The 21495-nt window shown below is 59.4% G+C and carries 22 protein-coding genes; 8 read left to right on the top strand and 14 right to left on the bottom strand.

Translation table 11 applies throughout. The annotated features are described in order from the left end of the window. Positions 1–92: 92 nt before the first annotated feature. A complete protein-coding gene (locus ACR0JI_RS05365) occupies positions 93–536 on the top strand; it encodes a MaoC family dehydratase (RefSeq protein WP_267362989.1) in 444 nt (147 codons plus the stop codon). A gap of 75 nt (positions 537–611) precedes the next feature. Here the strand turns inward: ACR0JI_RS05365 and ACR0JI_RS05370 are convergent, their stop codons facing one another. Both ACR0JI_RS05370 and ACR0JI_RS05375 read right to left on the bottom strand, forming a co-directional pair. Continuing rightward, the gene (locus tag ACR0JI_RS05370; protein ID WP_480475455.1) at positions 612–1601 is read right to left on the bottom strand and encodes a methylenetetrahydrofolate reductase; all 990 of its coding nucleotides are present in this window, start codon (positions 1599–1601) and stop codon (positions 612–614) included. Next, positions 1598–2179, bottom strand: a complete 582-nt coding sequence (locus ACR0JI_RS05375; RefSeq protein ID WP_209598048.1) for a methylenetetrahydrofolate reductase C-terminal domain-containing protein — start codon at positions 2177–2179, stop codon at positions 1598–1600. The genes ACR0JI_RS05370 and ACR0JI_RS05375 overlap by 4 nt, the downstream gene beginning before the upstream one ends. A 261-nt stretch (positions 2180–2440) precedes the next feature. Here ACR0JI_RS05375 and ACR0JI_RS05380 point away from each other — a divergent pair, with 261 nt between their 5' ends. The 3 genes from ACR0JI_RS05380 to ACR0JI_RS05390 are packed head-to-tail and all read left to right on the top strand — an operon-like array spanning position 2441 to position 4877. Next, positions 2441–3373: a bifunctional riboflavin kinase/FAD synthetase gene (locus tag ACR0JI_RS05380; protein WP_480493606.1), complete on the top strand. Its 933-nt coding sequence runs from the start codon at positions 2441–2443 to the stop codon at positions 3371–3373. Beyond that, on the top strand, positions 3370–3843 hold the full coding sequence (locus ACR0JI_RS05385; protein WP_480493604.1) for a YcgN family cysteine cluster protein: 474 nt from the start codon (positions 3370–3372) through the stop codon (positions 3841–3843). Before ACR0JI_RS05380 ends, ACR0JI_RS05385 begins: the two co-directional genes overlap by 4 nt. Continuing rightward, the gene (locus ACR0JI_RS05390; protein WP_480493602.1) at positions 3843–4877 is read left to right on the top strand and encodes a threonine aldolase family protein; all 1035 of its coding nucleotides are present in this window, start codon (positions 3843–3845) and stop codon (positions 4875–4877) included. Before ACR0JI_RS05385 ends, ACR0JI_RS05390 begins: the two co-directional genes overlap by 1 nt. Here ACR0JI_RS05390 and ACR0JI_RS05395 read toward each other — a convergent pair. Continuing rightward, the gene (locus tag ACR0JI_RS05395; RefSeq protein ID WP_480493600.1) at positions 4864–5697 is read right to left on the bottom strand and encodes an alpha/beta fold hydrolase; all 834 of its coding nucleotides are present in this window, start codon (positions 5695–5697) and stop codon (positions 4864–4866) included. The two genes, ACR0JI_RS05390 and ACR0JI_RS05395, sit on opposite strands and share 14 nt — an antisense overlap. Then, the gene (locus tag ACR0JI_RS05400) at positions 5694–6296 is read right to left on the bottom strand and encodes a DsbA family protein (protein ID WP_480493598.1); all 603 of its coding nucleotides are present in this window, start codon (positions 6294–6296) and stop codon (positions 5694–5696) included. Before ACR0JI_RS05400 ends, ACR0JI_RS05395 begins: the two co-directional genes overlap by 4 nt. Positions 6297–6403: 107 nt before the next feature. On the opposite strand from ACR0JI_RS05400, the gene ACR0JI_RS05405 reads away from it, so the two are divergent. Both ACR0JI_RS05405 and rpiB read left to right on the top strand, forming a co-directional pair. Further along, the gene (locus ACR0JI_RS05405) at positions 6404–7423 is read left to right on the top strand and encodes a ribose-phosphate pyrophosphokinase (protein WP_480475441.1); all 1020 of its coding nucleotides are present in this window, start codon (positions 6404–6406) and stop codon (positions 7421–7423) included. Positions 7424–7528: 105 nt separating this feature from the next. Then, a complete protein-coding gene (rpiB, locus tag ACR0JI_RS05410; RefSeq protein WP_480476904.1) occupies positions 7529–7978 on the top strand; it encodes a ribose 5-phosphate isomerase B in 450 nt (149 codons plus the stop codon). Positions 7979–8006: 28 nt separating this feature from the next. On the opposite strand, the gene ACR0JI_RS05415 is transcribed toward rpiB, so the two are convergent. The 7 genes from ACR0JI_RS05415 to ACR0JI_RS05445 all read right to left on the bottom strand — a co-directional run bounded on the left by ACR0JI_RS05415 (position 8007) and on the right by ACR0JI_RS05445 (position 14364). Further along, positions 8007–8357: an H-type lectin domain-containing protein gene (locus tag ACR0JI_RS05415; protein WP_480493596.1), complete on the bottom strand. Its 351-nt coding sequence runs from the start codon at positions 8355–8357 to the stop codon at positions 8007–8009. Positions 8358–8471: 114 nt separating this feature from the next. Beyond that, complete coding sequence (locus ACR0JI_RS05420) at positions 8472–8882, bottom strand: F0F1 ATP synthase subunit epsilon (RefSeq protein ID WP_209504801.1); 411 nt, start codon at positions 8880–8882, stop codon at positions 8472–8474. 12 nt (positions 8883–8894) lie between these two features. After that, a complete protein-coding gene (gene atpD, locus ACR0JI_RS05425; RefSeq protein WP_480475437.1) occupies positions 8895–10319 on the bottom strand; it encodes a F0F1 ATP synthase subunit beta in 1425 nt (474 codons plus the stop codon). Positions 10320–10339: 20 nt separating this feature from the next. Then, positions 10340–11215: a F0F1 ATP synthase subunit gamma gene (locus ACR0JI_RS05430; protein ID WP_480482282.1), complete on the bottom strand. Its 876-nt coding sequence runs from the start codon at positions 11213–11215 to the stop codon at positions 10340–10342. Positions 11216–11227: 12 nt separating this feature from the next. Continuing rightward, positions 11228–12766, bottom strand: a complete 1539-nt coding sequence (atpA, locus tag ACR0JI_RS05435) for a F0F1 ATP synthase subunit alpha (RefSeq protein ID WP_209504804.1) — start codon at positions 12764–12766, stop codon at positions 11228–11230. After that, positions 12767–13327, bottom strand: a complete 561-nt coding sequence (locus ACR0JI_RS05440; RefSeq protein WP_480493594.1) for a F0F1 ATP synthase subunit delta — start codon at positions 13325–13327, stop codon at positions 12767–12769. A 302-nt stretch (positions 13328–13629) separates the two neighbouring features. Beyond that, positions 13630–14364 (bottom strand): class I SAM-dependent methyltransferase, encoded by a 735-nt coding sequence (locus ACR0JI_RS05445; RefSeq protein WP_480493592.1) that lies wholly within the window; start codon positions 14362–14364, stop codon positions 13630–13632. 61 nt (positions 14365–14425) lie between these two features. Here ACR0JI_RS05445 and gloB point away from each other — a divergent pair, with 61 nt between their 5' ends. Continuing rightward, positions 14426–15193: a hydroxyacylglutathione hydrolase gene (gene gloB, locus ACR0JI_RS05450; protein ID WP_480493590.1), complete on the top strand. Its 768-nt coding sequence runs from the start codon at positions 14426–14428 to the stop codon at positions 15191–15193. 174 nt (positions 15194–15367) lie between these two features. Next, on the top strand, positions 15368–17692 hold the full coding sequence (gene clpA, locus ACR0JI_RS05455) for an ATP-dependent Clp protease ATP-binding subunit ClpA (protein ID WP_480493588.1): 2325 nt from the start codon (positions 15368–15370) through the stop codon (positions 17690–17692). 244 nt (positions 17693–17936) lie between these two features. Here clpA and ACR0JI_RS05460 read toward each other — a convergent pair whose 3' ends face one another. The 3 genes from ACR0JI_RS05460 to ACR0JI_RS05470 all read right to left on the bottom strand — a co-directional run bounded on the left by ACR0JI_RS05460 (position 17937) and on the right by ACR0JI_RS05470 (position 21461). Beyond that, complete coding sequence (locus ACR0JI_RS05460; RefSeq protein ID WP_480475424.1) at positions 17937–19679, bottom strand: peptidoglycan -binding protein; 1743 nt, start codon at positions 19677–19679, stop codon at positions 17937–17939. Positions 19680–19682: 3 nt separating this feature from the next. After that, the gene (locus ACR0JI_RS05465) at positions 19683–20861 is read right to left on the bottom strand and encodes a biopolymer transporter ExbB (RefSeq protein WP_267365630.1); all 1179 of its coding nucleotides are present in this window, start codon (positions 20859–20861) and stop codon (positions 19683–19685) included. A 69-nt stretch (positions 20862–20930) separates the two neighbouring features. Further along, a complete protein-coding gene (locus ACR0JI_RS05470; protein WP_480487542.1) occupies positions 20931–21461 on the bottom strand; it encodes a gamma-glutamylcyclotransferase in 531 nt (176 codons plus the stop codon). Positions 21462–21495: the final 34 nt, after the last annotated feature.

Below are 21495 nucleotides of genomic sequence, written 5' to 3' on the forward strand. Positions count from 1 at the left end.
ACTTGATTTTCTGCAACTGCGAAGTAATAAAGTTGCCAACCTAGGCCGGATAGTGGTTTTTTCTTTCTCGGTCGATTTCGAGTGAGGGCAACATGTTGGACAATCTTCCACGCGGAACGATCTGTATCGAAGACATCGAAATGGGCATGTCCCGCCACCTGCGCAAAGTGGTGACGGACGAAGATATCGAGATGTTTGCGCAGATCTCGACAGACCGGAACCCGGTGCATCTGGATGATGATTATGCCCGCGATACAATCTTCGAAGGGCGCATCGCGCACGGGATGCTGACAGCTGGGCTGATTTCGGCCGTGATTGGCGAACAACTGCCGGGCCATGGCACGGTCTATATGGGGCAGTCACTGAAGTTCCTGGCCCCCGTGCGCCCCGGTGACATGGTTTACGCCGAGGTCAAAGTTATCGACATCGACTTTTCCAAGCGTCGCGTCAAACTGGATTGCCATTGCTCGGTCGAGGGTAAGAAGGTTCTGATCGGTGAAGCCATGGTACTGGCCCCGTCGCGCAAGTTCGACTGATCGGCGAACACTTCCATGCAAAAGGCGCCCGACCGGCGCCTTTTTTGTTTGGACGCTGTTTTTTGCCTGTGCCTTTCAGGACGGTCGGGCGCGTTTTCGCCCTTTCAACGCACCGGATTCCAGAATGATCTCTGACACCACGTGTTCGCGCCTGTAGGCCATCACATGAACGCCGGACACCCCCGCGATATCGCGGATCTGCTGGATCAGTTCGATACAGATCTTCTTGCCCTCGTCAGCTGGCTTTTCGGCTTTCTCCATCCGCTCGATGACCTGATCGGGGATGTGAATGCCGGGAACATTGCTGCGCATCCAGCGTGCCGCACGCGCTGACGCGATGGGGCCGACGCCCGCGATGATGAACACTTTCTTGTCCAGCCCCGCATCCCTCACCCGCGCCATGAATTTCTCGAACAGCGGAATGTCGTAGATGTAATTGGTCTGAATATACTCGGCCCCGGCCTCAACCTTCTTTGCCAGACGGTCAGGTCGCCAGTCATAAGGCGGGATACAGGGGTTTTCGGCAGCACCAAGGAACAGTTGCGGCGGGCGCGTGATCTTACGACCAGAAAGGAACATTCCCTGATCGCGCATCGTGCGGATCGTCCGCAACAGGGTCAGGGAATCGAAATCGAAAACCGGTTTTGCCCCCGGCTGATCCCCGACGCCGACGCCGTCGCCGGTCAGGCACAGCACGTTACTGACGCCCAACGCCGCAGCCCCCAGAACATCTCCCTGAATGGCAATCCGGTTCCGGTCGCGGCAGGAAATCTGATAGACCGGAGAATAACCCGCGCGCGTCAGCAAGGCACAAATCCCAATCGAGGACATGTGACAGTTCGCGCCCGAAGCATCGGTTGCATTGATCGCGTCAGCCACTTCACCAAGCGGTTGGGCCGCCTGAAAAACATCCTCGGGGTCGGCACTGTCGGGTGGGTTCAATTCGGCGGTGACTGCGAAACGGCCTGAACGGAGTACCTTTTCCAACCGGCTGTGCGACACATATCCTTGGGGAACCGGAACATAGCCAATCGGCTCCACCTCGTTGCGATGGGTATCACTCATTTCTTCAGTTCCCGGTTTATCGCGTTGGGTGGTTCGGCGGCCAGTGGTGCCGCAGAAGGTTCATTCTCGCGCGCTTCGGGGAATGCCTCGGCCAGCGCCAATCGGGCAGCATCCCGGGTCTCGCGCTCGTGTGCAGCAATTTCGCGACTGACCCGCAACCAGGATGACGAGCCTTTCAACGTGTGCTCCACCGGTGGCAGAACTTCTTTTATCTTGTCGGCTCCGTCCCGCATACGGCTGGCTCCGTTCCAGGCCAGGGCCCAGACACATTTCATATCCGGCTTCACCTCACAGAACTCGCCGGGACGTACGCCGCCACATGGGCCATTGCGCAATTGCTTTGGGCAGTTCATCGGGCAGGACATTCCGGTGGATGACAACACGCATTGCCCGCACATCTTGCAATCGAACAACAGGGTTTTGACGCCCTTCTCGACCAGTGCGATGGGGCGTTCGACGCGGTTATATCCGATCTTTGCAAATAGCGGGTCCATCGCGACCATGCCGCGTTCGACACATTTATAGATCCACTCGAAAGTGCGGGCATGACGAATCGCGAACAGTCGCATTCGGTACATGGGTCTGCCTCCTGTGCTGGGTTCGTTCGAACCTGGCCGGGCTTTGATCCGGTGCGCCTTAATCCAGGGGACCGGATTTTCAGTCTAAACCCAGAGTTTTTTTTGAATCAAGCGGTTGGAGGCGGCTGGCATGAAATACTTGGGTTGGCCTCGTGCATTTTCCCGGCCAAGCGAAATGTTCAAGGCTCATTCGCAGGATCGCATTCTTGGAATTCAAACTGCCGCTTGAACAAATTGACTCGCGCCGCTACGCAATCGTCTATGCACATCATCCGGGATATCCAGTTCGTCCAGCCAGAAGATCGCGGCGCCAGCGTGGCAATCGGGAATTTCGACGGCGTTCATTTGGGGCATCAGTCGGTCATTGAACTGGCCCGTAATGCAGCGCCGGACGCGCCGCTGGGTGTGTTGACCTTCGAGCCGCATCCGCGGGAGTATTTTGCGCCTGACACGCCTCCGTTCCGCCTGATGCGGGGCAATGCGCGAGCGCACCGGCTGGAGAAGCTGGGCGTAGAGAAGCTTTATGAACTGCCGTTCAACGCCGCGCTGGCCGGGCTTTCGCCAATGGATTTTGCGCGCAACGTGATCTGCGACGGGCTGGGCCTGTCGCATGTCGTGGTGGGTGCGGATTTCTGCTTTGGCAAGGGCCGCAGCGGCACGGCGCAGGATCTGGTGCGGTTCGGGCAGGACATGGGGTTCGGTGTGACGATTGCGCCTTTGATGGAACGGTCGGAAAATGTTGTATCCTCAACCGCCATTCGCACCGCGCTGAGCGACGGCCGCCCACGGGACGCAGCCGCGATGCTGGGACACTGGCACCGGATCGAAGGCGAAGTGATCGGGGGCGAACAGCGCGGGCGCGAGCTGGGCTTTCCCACCGCGAACATGTCCATCGAAGGGCTGCATCCGCCAAAATTCGGTGTCTACGCCGTACTGGTGGATGTGTTGGATGGGCCGCATAAGGGCAGCTATCACGGTGCGGCCTCGATCGGGGTGCGCCCGATGTTTAACGGCCAAGTGCCCAATATCGAAACCTTCCTGTTCGACTTTTCGGGCGATCTGTACGGGGCGACCCTGTCGGTGGGTCTGATCGACTTTCTGCGCCCCGAGATGACATTCGACGGGCTGGAGAGTCTGATCACGCAGATGGATGCCGACTGCGAACAGGCCCGCGGTATATTGACCGCCCTATGAGTGTTGATCCGATTGAACGCGCGGGCCTGCCTGCCCGGTTTTGGGAACGCAAACCCCTGCGCCAAATGAACCAGCGCGAGTGGGAGGCATTGTGTGATGGCTGCGGCAAATGCTGCCTGAACAAGCTGGAAGATGAAGACACGGGCGAGGTTGCCCTGACCTGCGTCGCCTGCCGCTTGCTGGATGATGAAAGCTGCCGCTGCGTACAATACGACATCCGGCATCAATTCGTGCCCGAATGCATCGTCATGACCCCCGACAATATCGACGAACATGCCTATTGGTTGCCGCAAACCTGCGCGTATCGGTTGCTGTGGGAAGGCAAACCGCTTTACGACTGGCACCCGTTGATATCTGGTACAGCGGACAGTGTGCACGCTGCCGGGGTCTCGGTTCAGGGGCGCACGGTATCTGAATTCGAAACGCCCATGGAAGAATGGGAAGATTACATAATCGAGGAGCCAAGCTGATGCATTTCGCGTCTGACAATTCCGGGCCGGTTCATCCACAGGTCATGGCCAGGCTGGCCGAGGTCAATCAGGGCTATCAGATGGCCTATGGCGCGGATACGCTGATGAACGAGGTGCGCGACCGTATCCGCAGCATATTCGAGGCTCCGGGTGCTGTGGTCTATCTGGTGGCGACCGGGACAGCAGCGAATTCGCTCGCCCTTGCAACATTGTCAAAGCCTTGGGAAACGGTCTTCTGTTCCCCAGTCGCGCATATCCACGAGGACGAATGCAACGCACCGGAGTTTTACAGCGGCGCCAAGCTGACCCTGGTACCGGGCGGAGACAAGATGACCCCTGAGGCTTTGCGCGGGTCAATTCTGGGCGAAGAAACACGCGGTGTGCATGGGCCGCAGCGCGGACCCGTGTCGATCACACAAGTGACCGAGCGCGGATCGGTCTATTCGCTGGCAGAGTTGCAGGCCCTGTGCGAGGTCGCCAAGACGTACGGCCTGCCCGTGCATCTGGACGGCGCGCGCTTTACCAACGCGTTGGTTGCGCTGAACTGTTCCCCTGCGGATATGACATGGAAAGCAGGTGTAGATGCTGTCAGTTTTGGTGGCACCAAGAACGGTCTCATGGGTGTCGAGGCGGTTGTGTTCTTTGATGAAAGCAAAGCCTGGGAGTTTGAGCTGCGGCGCAAGCGCGGGGCGCATCTGTTTTCCAAACACCGCTATCTGTCCGCTCAGATGGCGGCCTATCTGGAAGACCACCTGTGGCTGAAGATGGCGCGTCAGGCCAATGACAACTGCGCCCGCTTGGCCGAGGGGTTGCGCGCCAAGGGGGCCGCATTTCTGCACGAACCGCAGGCCAATATGATCTTTGCCTCATTCCCACGCGCGAAGCACAAGCAACTGCACAAGGCAGGCGCGGTTTATCACCTTTGGGGGGCAGAGCTGGAAGGCGAGGATAACAACGAAAACCTCGCGTGCAGGCTGGTTTGCGACTGGTCCATAGGAGCGGCGGAGATCGATCAGTTTCTCAATCTGCTTTGACGCCTAACGGAGCGTTGGCCTGCCAGAACGCCCGCAACAAAGCGCCGGTTTCATCAGGATGTGAAATCGGCAGCATGTGCCCTGCGCCGTTGATGCGTTCATGGCGCGCATCAGGCAGGCGCCGTTGCAGCCCTGCGCAAATCGCGTGGATCACTGGCGGCGTCTCTGACCCGCTCAGCAACAGGATCGGCATCGATGCGCGCCGGAGCCGATCCGGGTCAAGCAACCCTGCCTGATCGTCATAGAGCACAGGGTGCACAGCCGGAACCGCATCGATTCCACGCACCATATTTGCCCGCGTGCGCTCGGGCAAATCAGGCCATTTGGGGCTGATCTTCGTGCTCCACGCCCTGTTGAACAGGCGCGCGGCCAATACCTTGTCACCAGACGCGAAGGCCGCACTGACTGGCTCGGAGTCCCGTTCGTGCTGTTCGAACAACAGCGGCGCATCCTGTTTCGCAACTGCAAAGAACACGGGTTCGATCAGGATCAGGCTGCGCACGCGCTCGGGATGTTCAATCGCCAACCTGAGTGCGATCATCGCCCCAAAGGAATGCCCGATCACATCCATGGGTTTCGTCAATTCAGCCAAGGCCGGTCTTGTCACTGCGTCAAAGAAATCAACCTGCCCGTCCCAATCCGGGCTGCGCCCATGCGACAGCATATCCGGAGCAACAAATGTCGCACAACCATTCAGCGAACTGGCCAAACCTGACCAAGCACCGGAATGCGCAATCGTGCAATGGAGGGCGAGCAGTTTCCGCTCCCCCTCACCCAAGTGCCTGACGAAAACGGATTGCATCGTGGCCCTGACCGTCACCCGTTCATCTTGGCCAGATGCCGGTCCAGATCGTCCAACCTGTCCTGACCCCAGAACCGCTGGTCGTCGGGCGTGATGTAGAACGGTGCGCCGAAGACACCCCGGTCCGCGGCTTCCTCGAGGTTGGCGGCGTAGGTTTCTGCCCCCACCAGCAAGCCGCTGTCTGCCAGACCGGGATCAAACCCCGCTTGCGTCAGACATTCGCGGATGACATCGTCCTGTGCGATATCCTTTTCCTCGGCCCAGCAGGCGCGAAGGAAGCTATGACACAGCTTACCCACATCGCCCGAGCCGTCCTTGATCGCGGCAATAACCGCATAAGATGACGGGGCCATGTTGGTCGGCCAGTGCGCGGGTTTCAGATTGAACTCCATCCCCAGATTCTTCGATTGGCGCAGCAGCTCCTGTGCGCGGTACTCCATACGAGAGATATGCCGGTCTTTCGGTGGGGTCCCCCCGGTGCGCGCGAACAGGGCGATAATGTCCAGCGGCTTATAGTTGATCGTCGCGCCGTGTTTCGCCGCGATTTCTTCCAGCCGCATCCCTGCCAGATAGGAATAGGGCGAGAGTGTCGCAAAAAAGTAGTCAATCTGGGTCATGTGCACTTTCTCCGCTGCGTTACCTTTGCGGGACGGTAAGGCCATGCTAAGCGGTGTCAACATCACGATTCTGTCACATTGCCATTGCTGCCCGGGGACCTCAGCCGATGCCGACACTTCACGAACCCAAGCTTATCGCTGGGAACGCCAACCTTCCGCTTGCCCAAGCCATCGCACGCCGCATGAGCCTGTACCGAGGCGTTGATCAGGGTCTGGTCGATGCGCGTGTCGAACGGTTCAACGACGGTGAGATTTTCGTGGAAGTGTTCGAAAATGTGCGCGGCGAGGATATGTTCATTATCCAACCGACCTCGAACCCGGCCAATGACAACCTGATGGAACTGCTGATCATCGCCGATGCGCTGCGCCGGTCGTCCGCGCAGCGGATCACCGCCGTGATCCCGTATTTCGGGTACGCCCGTCAGGACCGTCGCACCAAGGCCCGCACGCCCATCAGCGCCAAGCTGGTGGCCAACATGCTGACAGGGGCCGGGATCGAACGGATCCTGACCATGGACTTGCATGCGGCCCAGATTCAGGGCTTTTTCGATATGCCCGTGGACAACCTTTATGCCTCGCCCATCTTTGCGCTGGATGTGAGGCATCAGTTCAAGGGAAATCTGGATGAAATCATGGTCGTTTCACCTGACGTGGGCGGCGTGGCCCGCGCGCGTGAACTGGCCAAGCGGATCAACGCCCCTTTGTCGATCGTGGACAAGCGCCGCGAGAAAGCGGGCGAAGTGGCCGAGATGACCGTGATCGGGGATGTGAAGGACAAGATCTGTCTGATCGTCGACGACATGTGCGACACCGCCGGAACGCTGTGCAAGGCAGCGCAGGTGCTGCTGGATAACGGTGCGAAAGAGGTTCATTCCTACATCACGCATGGCGTCATGAGCGGCCCTGCGGTGGAACGGGTGACAAATTCGGTGATGAAGTCGCTGGTGCTGACCGACACGATCCAGCCAACCAAAGAGATTTTGGGCGCCAAGAACATCCGCATTGTTCCGACCGCGCCTATCTTTACGCAGGCGATCCTGAACATCTGGAACGGAACCAGCGTGTCATCCCTGTTCGAAGACAAGACGCTGACGCCGATCTACGAATCCATGTACCAGATGGATTGAGTTTGGACGGGTCGACAGAATGTGTCGTCCCTTTCTTTTTGAACCACCGGTTGCGCACAAGTCTGCCTCATGCGCGCGATCAGCGACACAAGCGGACCGATCTCCATGACTGGCAACAAACGCATTGTTCTTTCCAGCGACCACGCGGCTATCGAGCTGCGTCAGGCCGTGGCCAACCACATCGCGCAGCAAGGCTGGGACGTGGTCGATATCGGCCCGACGACCCATGAAAGCACCCATTACCCCAAACACGGCAAGGCCGCGGCACTGGCCGTAGCCTCGGGTGATTGCGGATTGGGGATTATCCTCTGCGGCACGGGTCAGGGCATCATGATGGCCGCAAACAAGGTGCCCGGCATTCGCTGCGGCGTCTGTTCGGACGCGTTTTCCGCCCGGATGATCCGCCAGCATAACAATGCCAATATGCTGTCGATTGGCGCGCGTGTTGTCGGCGAAGGACAGGCGCTGGATATTGTGGATGCGTTTCTGGGTGCCGAATTTGAAGGCGGCCGCCACGCCACACGGGTCGACATGATCGAAGCGCAGGACGACTGAGGCCTGCGCCTGTCCTGCAAGCCCAGGATCAGGAAATGTCCCAGTCGTCCGGGTGCGCCACCTCTCCAAACGCGGTCCAGCTGATCCGGATGCGGGCAATCCGCGTGTCGGACCAAGTCCGAAACACCGCTTCAAACCCTTCTGTGGTGACATTTTCTGCCTGAACCTCGGCGCGCAGGGCTGATGATGTGTCGACATCCCAAAGGGAAATCCCGATCTGAACAATGGGCGGGCTAAGAAACGTGTCCTTGAATTGGATGGGTTTCCGACGTTCGCGGGGGCCTTCGCCAGTCCACATGTCCCCGCCTTCGGCAAATTCCGAAAACAGAACACTTTCACCTTGATCGATGCCAATGGGATGGGTCAGAAATTTTTTCATGTATTCATCATTATACTTGAATTTCCGCAACTTATCCCTGCTTTTTGGCAAAAGCACGACAAAAAAACGGCCCCGCAATCGCGAGGCCGTTCCAATTTTTCACTGTTAAGCCAATTACAGGCTCATATGCGTCCCAAGCGCTTCCATGTCGGCCAGCAGCTTGGCGGCTTCGTCGACGATCGACATATCGTCGCCGCCCTTTGCCGCTTCGTGCGAGGCGCGTGCCTCGGCAATCAGCTCGTCCATATGCGAACGGGTGATTTCCGAAACCGGAACCGCCTTTTCGGCCAGAACCGACAGGCTGTCGCCGTTGATCTGGGCAAACCCGCCGGTGACCAGGTATTCGCTGGACCCTTCGGGTGCCTCAACCTTCAGCAGACCGGGGCGCAGCGTTGTGATGGTGGGGGCGTGATCGGGCATCGCCGTCATGTCCCCGTCTGCGCCGGGAATCTGGACCGCGGTGACCTCGAGCGAAGCTAAGCTCCGCTCGGGGCTGACGAGGTCGAAATGCATCGTGTTTGCCATCAGGGATACTCCTTAGGCGGCTGCTGCTGCCATTTTTTCGGCTTTGGCGATCACTTCGTCGATGCCGCCAACCATCAGGAAGGCTGCTTCGGGCAGGTGATCGTATTCGCCAGCCACAACGGCCTTGAACGACGAGATGGTGACATCCAGAGGAACCTGAACACCCGGCGATCCGGTGAAGACCTCGGCCACGTCGAACGGCTGCGACAGGAAGCGTTCGATCTTACGGGCACGGGCCACGGTCAGCTTGTCCTCTTCCGACAGTTCGTCCATGCCGAGAATGGCGATGATGTCCTGCAGCGACTTGTAGCGCTGGAGAATTTGCTGAACGTCGGTCGCAACCTTGTAGTGCTCTTCCCCGACGATGGCCGGGTCGAGCAGGCGCGAGGTCGAGTCGAGCGGGTCAACCGCAGGGTAGATACCCTTTTCCGAGATCGCACGGTTGAGAACGGTGGTCGCGTCGAGGTGCGCAAACGAAGTTGCCGGCGCGGGGTCGGTCAAGTCGTCCGCAGGCACGTAGATCGCCTGCACCGAAGTGATCGATCCGGCCTTTGTCGAGGTGATGCGTTCCTGCAGGGCGCCCATGTCAGTGGCCAGTGTCGGCTGGTAGCCCACAGCGGACGGGATACGACCCAGCAGAGCCGACACTTCGGAACCCGCCTGCGTGAAGCGGAAGATGTTGTCGACGAAGAACAGAACGTCGGTACCAGACTGGTCGCGGAACTGCTCGGCCAGGGTCAGACCGGTCAGAGCAACACGCGCACGCGCACCCGGAGGCTCGTTCATCTGACCGTAAACCAGGGCCACCTGGCTTTCCGACAGGTTGTCCGGCTTGATCACGTTCGATTCGATCATCTCGTGGTACAGGTCGTTGCCTTCACGGGTCCGTTCACCAACACCCGCAAACACCGAGAAGCCCGAGTGCACTTTTGCGATGTTGTTGATCAGTTCCATGATCAGAACAGTTTTACCAACGCCGGCGCCGCCAAACAGGCCAATCTTACCGCCTTTGGCGTAAGGGGCCAGCAGGTCAACCACCTTGATGCCGGTGACCAGAACTTCCGACTCGGTCGACTGTTCGGCAAAGGTCGGTGCGGGCTGGTGGATAGCGCGAACTTCGGTCGCCTCTACCGGACCTTTTTCGTCGATCGGCTCGCCGACGACGTTCAGGATGCGGCCCAGGGTGGCATTGCCAACCGGAACCGAGATCGGTGAACCGGTGTCGGTGACCACTTCGCCACGGACCAGACCTTCGGTCGCGTCCATCGCGATGGTGCGGACAGTGTTTTCACCCAGGTGCTGAGCAACTTCCAACACCAGGCGCTTGCCATTGTTGGTGGTTTCCAGCGCGTTCAGAATTTCAGGCAGCTGATCTTCGAAGTGCACGTCGACGACGGCCCCGATGATCTGTGTGACTTTGCCTTTTGCATTCGCCATGTTTCGTCTCCGGTTTGTCTCTACAGCGCCTCAGCGCCGGAAATAATTTCAATCAGCTCGTTGGTGATCACGGCCTGACGCGAGCGGTTGAACTGGATCGTCAGCTTGTCGATCATCTCACCCGCGTTGCGCGTCGCGTTGTCCATTGCGGACATCCGCGCGCCCTGTTCAGACGCTCCGTTTTCGAGCAGAGCCGAGAAGATCGCGGTCGCAACCCCCTTGGGCAGCAAGTCGGCCAGAATGGCCTCTTCGCTGGGCTCGTAGTCGAAGATGGCACCGCTGTCGTCACCTTCCGATTCCTCGAACGAGGCGGGGATGACCTGCTGTGCCGTCGGGATCTGGGTCACAACGTTGACGAACTTCGAATAGAAGATCGTGGCAACGTCGAACTCGCCCCCGTCGAAGCGGGACAGGATGTCCTTTGCGATGTCCTGCGCGTTGGAATAACCCAGACGCTTGACCTCACTCAGGTCCACATGCCCAACGAACAAATCGCCAAAATCACGCTTGAGCGCGTCACGGCCTTTCTTGCCGACGGTCAGGATCTTGACCGTCTTGCCCTTGCCGCGCAGCTCTTCCGCCTTCTGGCGGGCCAGCTTGGCGATGTTCGAGTTGAAGCCGCCACACAGGCCGCGTTCAGCTGTCAGCACAACCAGCAGATGGACATCATCACTGCCCGTACCACGGAGCAGCTTGGGGGCGCTGTCGCTGCCCCCGACCGACGCCGCCAGCCCCGCCATCACGGCATTGAACCGCTCGGCATAAGGGCGTGAGGCTTCGGCAGATTCCTGGGCGCGGCGCAGTTTTGCGGCCGCGACCATCTGCATGGCCTTGGTGATCTTGCGGGTCGATTTGACCGACTCGATCCTGTTTTTAAGGTCCTTCAGACTAGGCATCGGAACCTCCTATCAAGCGAAGGTCGCGGCGTATTCGTCGATCGCTGCTTTGAGTTTGTCGGACGCATCGCCTTTGATCTTCGGATCTTCGTCGGTGATCCACTTCAGCAGGTCAGCGTGCTTGCCGCGCAGGTGCGCCAGCAGACCGGCCTCGTAGCGGCCAACATCCGACACGTCGATCTTGTCGAGGTAACCGTTGGTGCCCGCGAAGATGACGCAGACGATTTCCGCGTTGGTCAGCGGCGAATACTGCGGCTGCTTCATCAGCTCGGTCAGGCGCGCACCGCGGTTCAGCAGCTGCTGGGTTGCGGCGTCGAGGTCGGACCCAAACTGCGCAAAGGCCGCCATTTCGCGATACTGAGCCAGTTCCAGCTTGACCGGACCGGCAACCGATTTCATCGCGTCGGTCTGAGCCGACGAGCCCACACGCGAAACCGACAGACCGGTGTTCACGGCAGGACGGATGCCCTGATAGAACAGTTCGGTTTCCAAGAAGATCTGACCGTCGGTGATCGAGATCACGTTGGTCGGAATAAAGGCCGAAACGTCACCACCCTGGGTTTCGATAACCGGCAGAGCGGTCAGCGAGCCGGCACCGAAATCTTCGTTCAGCTTCGCCGAACGTTCCAGCAGACGGGAGTGGAGGTAGAAAACGTCACCCGGATAGGCTTCGCGGCCCGGCGGGCGGCGCAGCAGCAGCGACATCTGACGATAGGACACGGCCTGTTTCGACAGGTCATCATAGATGATCAGCGCGTGGCGGCCATTGTCACGGAAATATTCCGCCATCGCGGTTGCGGCATAGGGTGCCAGGAACTGCATCGGTGCCGGGTCGGACGCGGTTGCGGCGACAACGATCGAATATTCAATCGCACCGGATTCTTCCAGTTTCTTCACCAGCTGGGCAACGGTCGAACGTTTCTGACCGATCGCAACGTAAACGCAGTACAGTTTCTTCGACTCGTCGTCGCCTGCTGCTTCGTTATAGACCTTCTGGTTCAGGATGGTGTCCAGAGCCACGGCGGTTTTACCGGTCTGGCGGTCACCAATGATCAGCTCGCGCTGGCCGCGGCCAATCGGGATCATCGCGTCAACCGATTTCAGGCCGGTTGCCATCGGTTCGTGCACCGATTTACGCGGGATGATGCCAGGCGCTTTGACGTCTGCAACGCCGCGCTTGGTGGCATTGATCGGACCTTTGCCGTCCAGCGGGTTGCCCAGACCGTCAACAACACGGCCCAGCAGTTCATCACCGATCGGAACGTCCACGATCGAGTTGGTGCGCTTGACGGTGTCACCTTCTTTGATGTCACGGTCGGAACCGAAGATAACGACACCGACGTTGTCGCTTTCCAGGTTCAGCGCCATACCCATGATGCCGCCGGGGAATTCGACCATCTCACCGGCTTGAACGTTGTCCAGGCCATATACACGGGCAATCCCGTCACCGACGCTCAGCACGCGACCGATCTCGGCCACTTCGGCTTCCTGACCAAAATTCTTGATCTGGTCCTTCAGGATTGCAGAAATCTCTGCAGCTTGGATTCCCATTTATCCGACCTCTTTCATTGCATTCTGTAGGGAGTTCAGCTTCGAACGGATCGAACTGTCGATCATTTTCGAGCCCACTTTGACGACAAGACCGCCGATGAGGCTTTCATCAACGGTCGCATTGATAGTTACGGTCTTGCCCACACGCTCGGACAGCGTCTTGGACAGTTTTTCCAGTTGTGTCTTGGTCAGCGCCTTGGCCGAGGCGACATCGGCGGTCACTTCGCCACGCTCATCAGCCAGCATGTCACGCAGCACCTGCACCAGTTGCGGCACAACAAACAGGCGGCGTTTCTGCGCCATCAGACCCAGCGTATTGCGCAGGATGGCGTTCAGGCCCATCTTGTCAGCAATTGCGGTGATCGCAGCTTCCTGCTGAGTACGCGAAACCAGCGGCGATGCGATTAGGTCGCGCAGGTCGGCACTGTCGCCCAGTGCTGCTGCCAGATCATTGATGCCGGATTCCAGACCCGCAAGGTCATTATTCTCTTTTGCGATCTCGAAGATCGCGGTGGCATAGCGCTCGGCGATGCCTGTGGAAATCGAAGCTGGTTCGGACACGTCCACCCTTCCGATATTTGAGGCCCCGATTTTGGGTAGCGGCCGCTACCTTGGGGCGTGAGGAAACCCCGGCCAGACGGTCGGGGATCAAAATCACCGGGGATGTAGCAGAGGTGAACCAACCAAGCAATACGCTATAGCGGTAACAGATTTATCCACAAAATGTTAATTTTCATACACTTACACCAAGTGCGACCGTTTGGACCGGTCGCGGCAGTTGAAAAATGTTACGAATATGCAGGTTTTTGCGATTCCTGTGACTTTTTTCTCGCGAATTTGTCACTTTGGGATGCACACGGTTGTCACGCAGGCTTTAGCAGACCGTCAAGCGCCTTGATCGGCTTCCTGATGGCATGTTTGGTGACATTGCCCCGGGGCGGATGAATGTTCTTTGTGACCTCGACCATCAACACCCCGCCCGCCATGACAGTTGGAATACGCTGGCCGGTTTTTTCGATCAGACTGCCCGACTTCAACCAGAACCGCCGGAAGGACGGCGGCATGTAAAGAGCCGAGCAATGCGCCTCGGGCAGGAAGTAGTGCGACCTGAGCTGATTTTCCAGCTGAGTGGCGGAATAGGGGCGGCCAAAGCCAAATGGCGTTTTGTCCGTACGTGACCACAGACCCGCCCGGTTCGGAACAATGAACACGGCCCTGCCACCGGGGCCCAGAACGCGCCAGCATTCCTCCAGCAGCTGGTTTGGCCGCTCGGACGTTTCCAGCCCGTGCATCACCACAAGCTTGTCCACGTGACCGGTTTCAATGGGCCACCGGGTCTCTTCCGTCAGGACCGATACATTGGGCATCCCCGCAGGCCAGGGCATCACACCTTGCGGGCCGGGCATCAGCCCGATGACCCGGCGCGCATCGGCCAGATAAGGGCGCAACAGCGGCACGGCAAAGCCAAAACCGGCAACTGTCTGACCTTTGGCTTCGGGCCAGAGCTCGGTCAGCCGCCCGCGAATAGCCGCCTGTGCCGCGCGCCCAAGGGTGCTGCGGTAGTAGAAGTTCCTCAGATCCTGCACATCAAGATGCATTGCGGACATCCGGTCAATCGGCTTAGCTGGGCGCAGTCTAGCAATGAAAGGGCAAAAGACCATGCCTCTTGAAATCGTTACAATCCCGTGCCTCAGCGACAATTACGCCTTTCTGGCCCATGACAGCGGCAATGGCCAGACTGCGCTGATTGATGCGCCCGAAGCCGCGCCGATTCTTGCAGCGCTGGAAGATCGGGGATGGACGTTGTCACATGTGCTGCTGACCCATCATCACTGGGATCACGTTGAAGGGCTGGCCGAAATTCTGGCCAAACACCCTGCAAAGGTCATCGGTGCTGCCGCCGATGCGCACCGCTTGCCCCCGCTGGACCAGCGGGTTGCCGAAGGCGACAGCTTTGAGGTCGGTGGCGAACCGGTCGCGGTGATGGACGTTTCGGGGCACACGGTTGGTCATATCGCGTTTTATCTTCCGCAAAGCGCGGTAGTCTTTACCGCTGACAGCCTGATGGCCCTCGGGTGTGGGCGTCTGTTCGAAGGCAGCCCGGCGCAGATGTGGGCGTCGCTGAGCAAGCTGGCCGCTTTGCCGGACGACACTCTGGTCTGTTCGGGGCATGAATATACACAATCCAACGCAAAATTCGCCATTACCGTCGATCCCGAGAACACCGCGTTGAGACTGCGAATTGCCGATATCGACCGCGACCGCGCCGCTGGCGAAGCCACTGTTCCGTCGATTTTGGCGCTTGAAAAAGCCACCAACCCGTTCCTGAGGGCCACTGATCCGGCGATTCAGGCCCATCTTGGTATGGCAAACGCCGATCCTGCGGCGGTTTTCGCCGAAATCCGGGGTAGAAAAGACAGGTTCTGATGCTTATTTGCCCCTCTTCACGGCCACGGTCACAACAAATGTGACTGTCAAGTGAAAGAAAACCCTTGAAGCCGGGCCACGATCAACCAAACTCTAATAGTATGAGGACATGGTTGGGATGGGGTTCCGGCCGAAAGCCCGCCCCCTTCTGACCCAAGACAGAGGAGCACCCGCGTGCCTTCATTCTCGAGCACACTGGAACAAGCCATCCACGCGGCCCTTGCGGCTGCGAATGAACGGCGACACGAATTTGCAACGCTGGAGCATTTGCTGCTGGCGCTTCTGGAAGAACCCGATGCGGTGCGCGTCATGAAAGCGTGCAGCGTCGATCTGGACGAGTTGCGCAGCACTCTGGTTGAGTTCATAGACGAAGATCTTTCAAATCTGGTCACGGATATCGACGGGTCCGAAGCCGTACCGACGGCAGCGTTCCAGCGCGTCATTCAGCGCGCCGCGATCCATGTGCAAAGCTCGGGCCGGACCGAAGTGACCGGTGCCAATGTACTGGTCGCCATATTTGCCGAGCGCGAAAGCAATGCCGCCTATTTCCTGCAGGAACAGGACATGACCCGGTACGACGCGGTCAATTTCATCGCCCATGGCGTGGCCAAAGACCCCGCTTATGGTGAAAGCCGGTCGGTGTCCGGTGCGGATCAGGTAGAAGAAGAAGCTCAGACAGGATCCGGCGACACGGAACAAAAAGAAAGTGCGCTTGGGAAATACTGCATTGACCTGAACGCGAAATCGCGCGCGGGTGATGTCGATCCGCTGATCGGGCGCGCGGATGAGGTGGAACGCTGTATCCAGGTGCTGTGCCGCCGCCGCAAGAACAACCCGCTGCTGGTGGGCGATCCGGGCGTGGGCAAAACCGCCATTGCCGAAGGTCTGGCGCACAAGATCGTCGCCGGAGAAGCCCCAGATGTCTTGGCAAACACCACCATCTACTCGCTGGACATGGGTGCGCTGCTGGCCGGGACCCGTTATCGCGGCGATTTCGAGGAACGCCTGAAAGCGGTTGTAACCGAGCTGGAAGAGCACCCCGACGCGGTGCTGTTCATCGACGAAATTCACACCGTGATCGGTGCCGGTGCAACCTCGGGCGGGGCAATGGATGCCTCGAACCTGCTGAAGCCTGCGTTGCAGGGCGGCAAGCTGCGCACCATGGGCTCGACCACCTACAAAGAGTTTCGCCAGCATTTCGAGAAGGACCGCGCTCTGTCGCGCCGGTTCCAGAAGATCGATGTGAACGAACCTTCGGTTGAAGACAGCGTCAAGATTCTGCGCGGTCTGAAACCCTATTTTGAGAAACATCACGACATCAAATACACCGCTGATGCGATCAGAACCGCAGTCGAGCTGTCGGCACGTTACATCAACGACCGCAAGCTGCCCGACAAGGCCATCGACGTGATTGACGAAGCTGGCGCGGCGCAGCATCTGGTGGCGGAAAGCAAACGGCGCAAGACCATCGGCGTCAAAGAGATTGAGGCCGTGGTTGCCAAGATCGCCCGCATCCCACCCAAGAACGTCACCAAGGACGATGCCGAGGTTCTGAAAGACCTCGAAGCCTCGCTGAAACGGGTGGTGTTTGGGCAGAATCTGGCGATCGAGGCACTGGCCAGCGCGATCAAACTGGCGCGCGCCGGCCTGCGGGAGCCTGAAAAGCCCATCGGCAACTATCTGTTTGCCGGTCCGACCGGTGTGGGCAAGACCGAGGTGGCGAAACAGCTGGCGGATACGCTGGGCGTTGAACTGCTGCGTTTCGACATGTCGGAATATATGGAGAAACACGCGGTCAGCCGTCTGATCGGCGCACCTCCTGGCTATGTCGGGTTCGATCAGGGGGGTCTGCTGACCGACGGTGTCGACCAGCATCCGCATTGTGTGTTGCTGCTGGACGAGATTGAAAAGGCGCACCCGGACGTGTTCAACATCCTGTTGCAGGTGATGGACCATGGCGAGCTGACTGACCATAACGGTCGTACAGTGAACTTCCGCAACGTGGTGCTGATCATGACCTCGAACGCGGGGGCGCAAGAGCAGGCCAAGGCCGCGATCGGGTTCGGTCGTGACCGTCGAGAGGGCGAAGACACTGCCGCGATTGAACGCATGTTCACGCCGGAATTCCGCAACCGTCTGGATGCCGTGATCTCGTTCGCGCCGCTGCCGAAAGAGGTCATTTTGCAGGTGGTCGAGAAATTCGTCCTGCAACTGGAAGCCCAACTGCTGGATCGTGGTGTGACCATTGATCTGACACCCAAAGCCGCCGAATGGCTGGCGGACAAAGGGTATGACGACAAGATGGGGGCGCGCCCGCTGGGCCGTGTCATTCAGGAATACATCAAGAAACCGCTGGCCGAAGAGTTGCTGTTTGGCAAGCTGGCAAAAGGCGGTGTGGTCCGTGTCTCGGTCAAGAAGGGTGATCTGGATCTTGAGATCCTTGGCCCGGATCAACCGCGCATTTCGGGTGACAAGCCTCCGCTTCTGACGGCAGACTGATCGCCCACCGCATCAAACAGAAAACCCGCCTACCAAGGCGGGTTTTCTTCGTTTCGCCCAACACAGACAAGGACTCATCCACTCGACCGGAGTCGCGTTAGCGTCTCGGTTATACTGCGTGTGAAACGCCTGTCTGACATGCGCCGCCTTGATTCTCCAACGGCTCTGGTCACTGTGGCCGGTATCGCCAATAACCGGTTGCGGGGCGGCGGCTTGTTTTCGTGGCTGCTGAGGGCCAGAGGCTTTACCTTTCGGTCAGCTTCAACTCGATCCGACGGTTTTGCGCGTGTGCCTCCGGCGTATCAGCGGGGTTGACGGGCTGGAATTCGCCAAACCCGTTGGCTGCAAGGCGGTTGGGCGGAATGCCCAGCGCGTCAACCATATAGCGCACAACCGACAGCGCGCGACCCTGGCTGAGCTCCCAGTTGTCGCGATACCGGCCCGACCCCGCCAGAGGAACGTTGTCGGTGTGGCCGTCGACCCGGATCACCCAGTTCAGACCGGGCGGGATTTCAGCAGCGACACTGCGCAGGATGCTGGCCACCTTGGCGACCTCCTGCTGCCCTTCTTCGGACAGCACGGCGGACCCGGTCGGGAACAGAACCTCGGACGAGAACACGAACCGGTCGCCTTCGATGCGCACCCCTTCCTGACCGCCAAGGACATCCCGCAAACGACCAAAAAATTCCGAGCGATAGCGTTGCAGATCCTCGGCCTGTGCCGCCAATTCCTGGTTCTGCCCGGCCAGTGCCTCGGCCTCGGCCTCAAGACGCAGGCGTTCCGCTTCTTCCAGTAGACGTCGCCTGCGTTCTTCGGATGCGGCACGGGCCAGCGCTGCGTTCAGGTCCTGCCCTAATGTCTGAATCTGCACCTCGGCGGCGGCGTTGCGTTCTTCGAAATCGTCTAGCAGCGCCTGCAAGGAGCCCAATTGCCCGCGCAGGGCGGCGATCTGCTGGTTCAGCAGTGCGGCTTCTCGCTGCGCTTCGACAGAGATTTCTTTTTCTTCCGAAAGCGTCGCATTGGCGAGGTCCAACAAGGCCTGCCGCTGCTCGGCCAGAGAGCGTTGCGCATCAGCATCCGCCTGCGCTTGCGTCTGCGCCTGCAAAGCGGCTTCAAGCTGGGCCCGCAGTTCATCCGGGTTCACGTCGCCAAACTGACGCTCCAACGCGGCACGCGCCGCCTGTGCTGCGGCCAGCAGGGTGAGTGTGTCTTCGGCCTCTTTGCGTTGCGCTTCCAGAGCAAGTGTCATGGCCGTCAGCTCGGCATCGGCATCCAGAAGGCGGTTACGCAACGCCTCGGCGGCAGCGGCTTCGGCCAGACGGGCGGCTTCTTCATCGCTGAGCTGCTGTTCAAGGGTGGTGATCTGGGCGTCCCGGTCGGCGCTGCCTTGCTCCAGATCCGCCACCAGCGCTTCCAGTGCTTCACGACGGGCAGCGGCCAAACGGGCGGCTTCGGTCTGTGCGTCGATTTCCTCGCGGCTTTGGGCAAGGGCCAGGTTCAACGCCTCTTGCTCGGTCAGCAGTTTCGCGCGCTGCGATTCAAGCACTGCAATATCACCCAGTGCCCGTTCCTGTTCGGCCAGCAGGGCGGCAACTTGCGCTTCGAAATTGGTGATCCGGGTCTGTGCCTGATCCAAAGCGGCAGCCTGACGGTCGCGCTCGGTGGTCAGTGATGCGATCAGTGACTGGGCTTGCGCCAGATCGTCTTCGGCCTGCGACAGGGTGGTATTCAACGCCCCAAGCCGCGCCTGCAACCGGCTGTTTTCGCGTTCTTCCAGCCCCAACGCCCCCGCCAGCGCAGCGATTTCGTCGGCCAATGTGGTCAGTTCGTCTTCCTGACCCGAGATGGTTTCGCGCAGCACAAACTGGATCACCATGAAGATGGTCAGCACAAAGGTCAGCACCATCAACAGCCCCGTCATCGCGTCGACGAAACCGGGCCAGACCGAGCCCTGGAACCGTTGACCGGTGCGGCGGGACAGCGCCATGGGCTATTCTCCTTCCGGCGAGGTGCGTACCGCACCGCGCGGCAGGGTCAGCGCCTTGACCAGCAGTTCAATATCCTTGCGGAACTCGTTCATGCTTTCCTGACGGCCCGCCGATATCTCTTCGAGGATACGCAGCAGCTGCACATCCATCGAGCGCAGGCGCATCCGGCTTTCGGCGTCGATACCTTCACCCGCACCGTGATCGCGCATGTGATCCAGCAGGGCTTCCTGACCCAGCGCCACGCGTTCCAACGCCGCTGTGACACTTTCGGTATTGGCCTGACGGTTGTTCATCTCACCGATCACATCGACCAGCAAACCCAGCTTGGCGGAAACCTCGGCCCGGTCGCTTTCCTGCGCTGAAAACAGATCCTGCAATGCGTCCATCTGTTCGGACATGGCGTCCAGCACCGGCGTGAGCACGGCAATTTCGGCACCGCCTTCTTCTCCACCCGCGAAACCTACACGGGTGATCGAAGACAGCCATTCTTCGAGCTCGCGATAGAAACGGTTCTGGCCATGCCCTGCGAAAACTTCGAGCAGACCGACGATCAGCGACCCCGCAAGACCCAGCAGAGACGATCCGAACGCAACGCCCATCCCCTGCAACTGCGCTTCGAGCCCGGTCATCAGGCGGTTGAAAACGGCCAGCCCTTCTTCGCCCTCCTGCGGATTAAGGCTGCGGATCGTATCGACGATGGCAGGTACGGTTGTTGCCAGACCGAAGAACGTACCCAAAAGACCCAGATAGATCAGCACATTGGTGATATAGCGGGTGATCTCCCGCTCTTCCTCGACCCGTTCGGCCACGGAATCCAGAATGGAGCGGGTCGAGGTCGAACTGATCTGCGACCGCGCGCCCCGTTCGCGCAGCAACGAGGCCAAAGGTGCAAGCAATTGCGGCGTGCGGGCGTCTTCGCGCACTACACCGCCAACAAAGGCCTCGATCCAGCGCACGGACCCTATCAGTTGTGTCACCTGATAGAAACAGGCAAGAACGCCGATCAGAAACACCATCAGGATGAAGCCGTTCAGATACGGGTTGGCGAAGAACACCGGCAACACATAGGGCAGCGCCAGAAACACACCCAGCCCGGACAGGCCGATCGCCATCAACATCAACAGAATCTGCCGTGTTGGATGCGAGAAATGGGGTCTCGCGCCCTGATGTGCCTGCGCCATGCGCGTGGTTCCCGGTATTTGCCTGCTCTGCGTCGAAACTAGCGAAATTCCATTGGTGACGCCAAGAGTTTATGCGGTAATACTACGCACCCGTTGCGCCAACCACTCAAGATCGGCGTCGCGCAGGCCGATCTCGGCCAGATGTTCGGCGGTATTGTACAGGTATTCGTCATTCGGGCCGCGCCCGCCAACCGCATGGGCGATGATCCGGGCCTGATCCTCCAACGGCATGCCACCGCAGTATTGCACGTGGTCCGCATCGATCACATAGGTCACGGCGTTGACAATGTCGCCATTTTCCAGATGCACATCCAGCATACGTTCGACATAGGCCGACGAGATCAGCTCGCGCTCGCGCAGTTCGTGCAGGGTGCGGTCTTCGTGACCGGTTTCAACCGCAAGGGCCAGACCGGTGCAGGTCGCGTTTGCCTGTTCGTCCAGCGCCAGCACCAGCCCCGGTTCTTCCTCGGTCCCCCGGTGGTGGATCGAGCTCATGCAGAAGGACCGGGCATAGCCATGCAGTGTCGCGCGTTCGCTGCGCGCGACCGGAAAGCCCGGATTCCACAGCAGCGATCCATAACCGAAAACCCACATCGTCATTGCACTGGTCCTTGCCCGTTTGGGCCTATAAACA

It is taken from the genome of Ruegeria sp. N10, assembly GCF_056531545.1.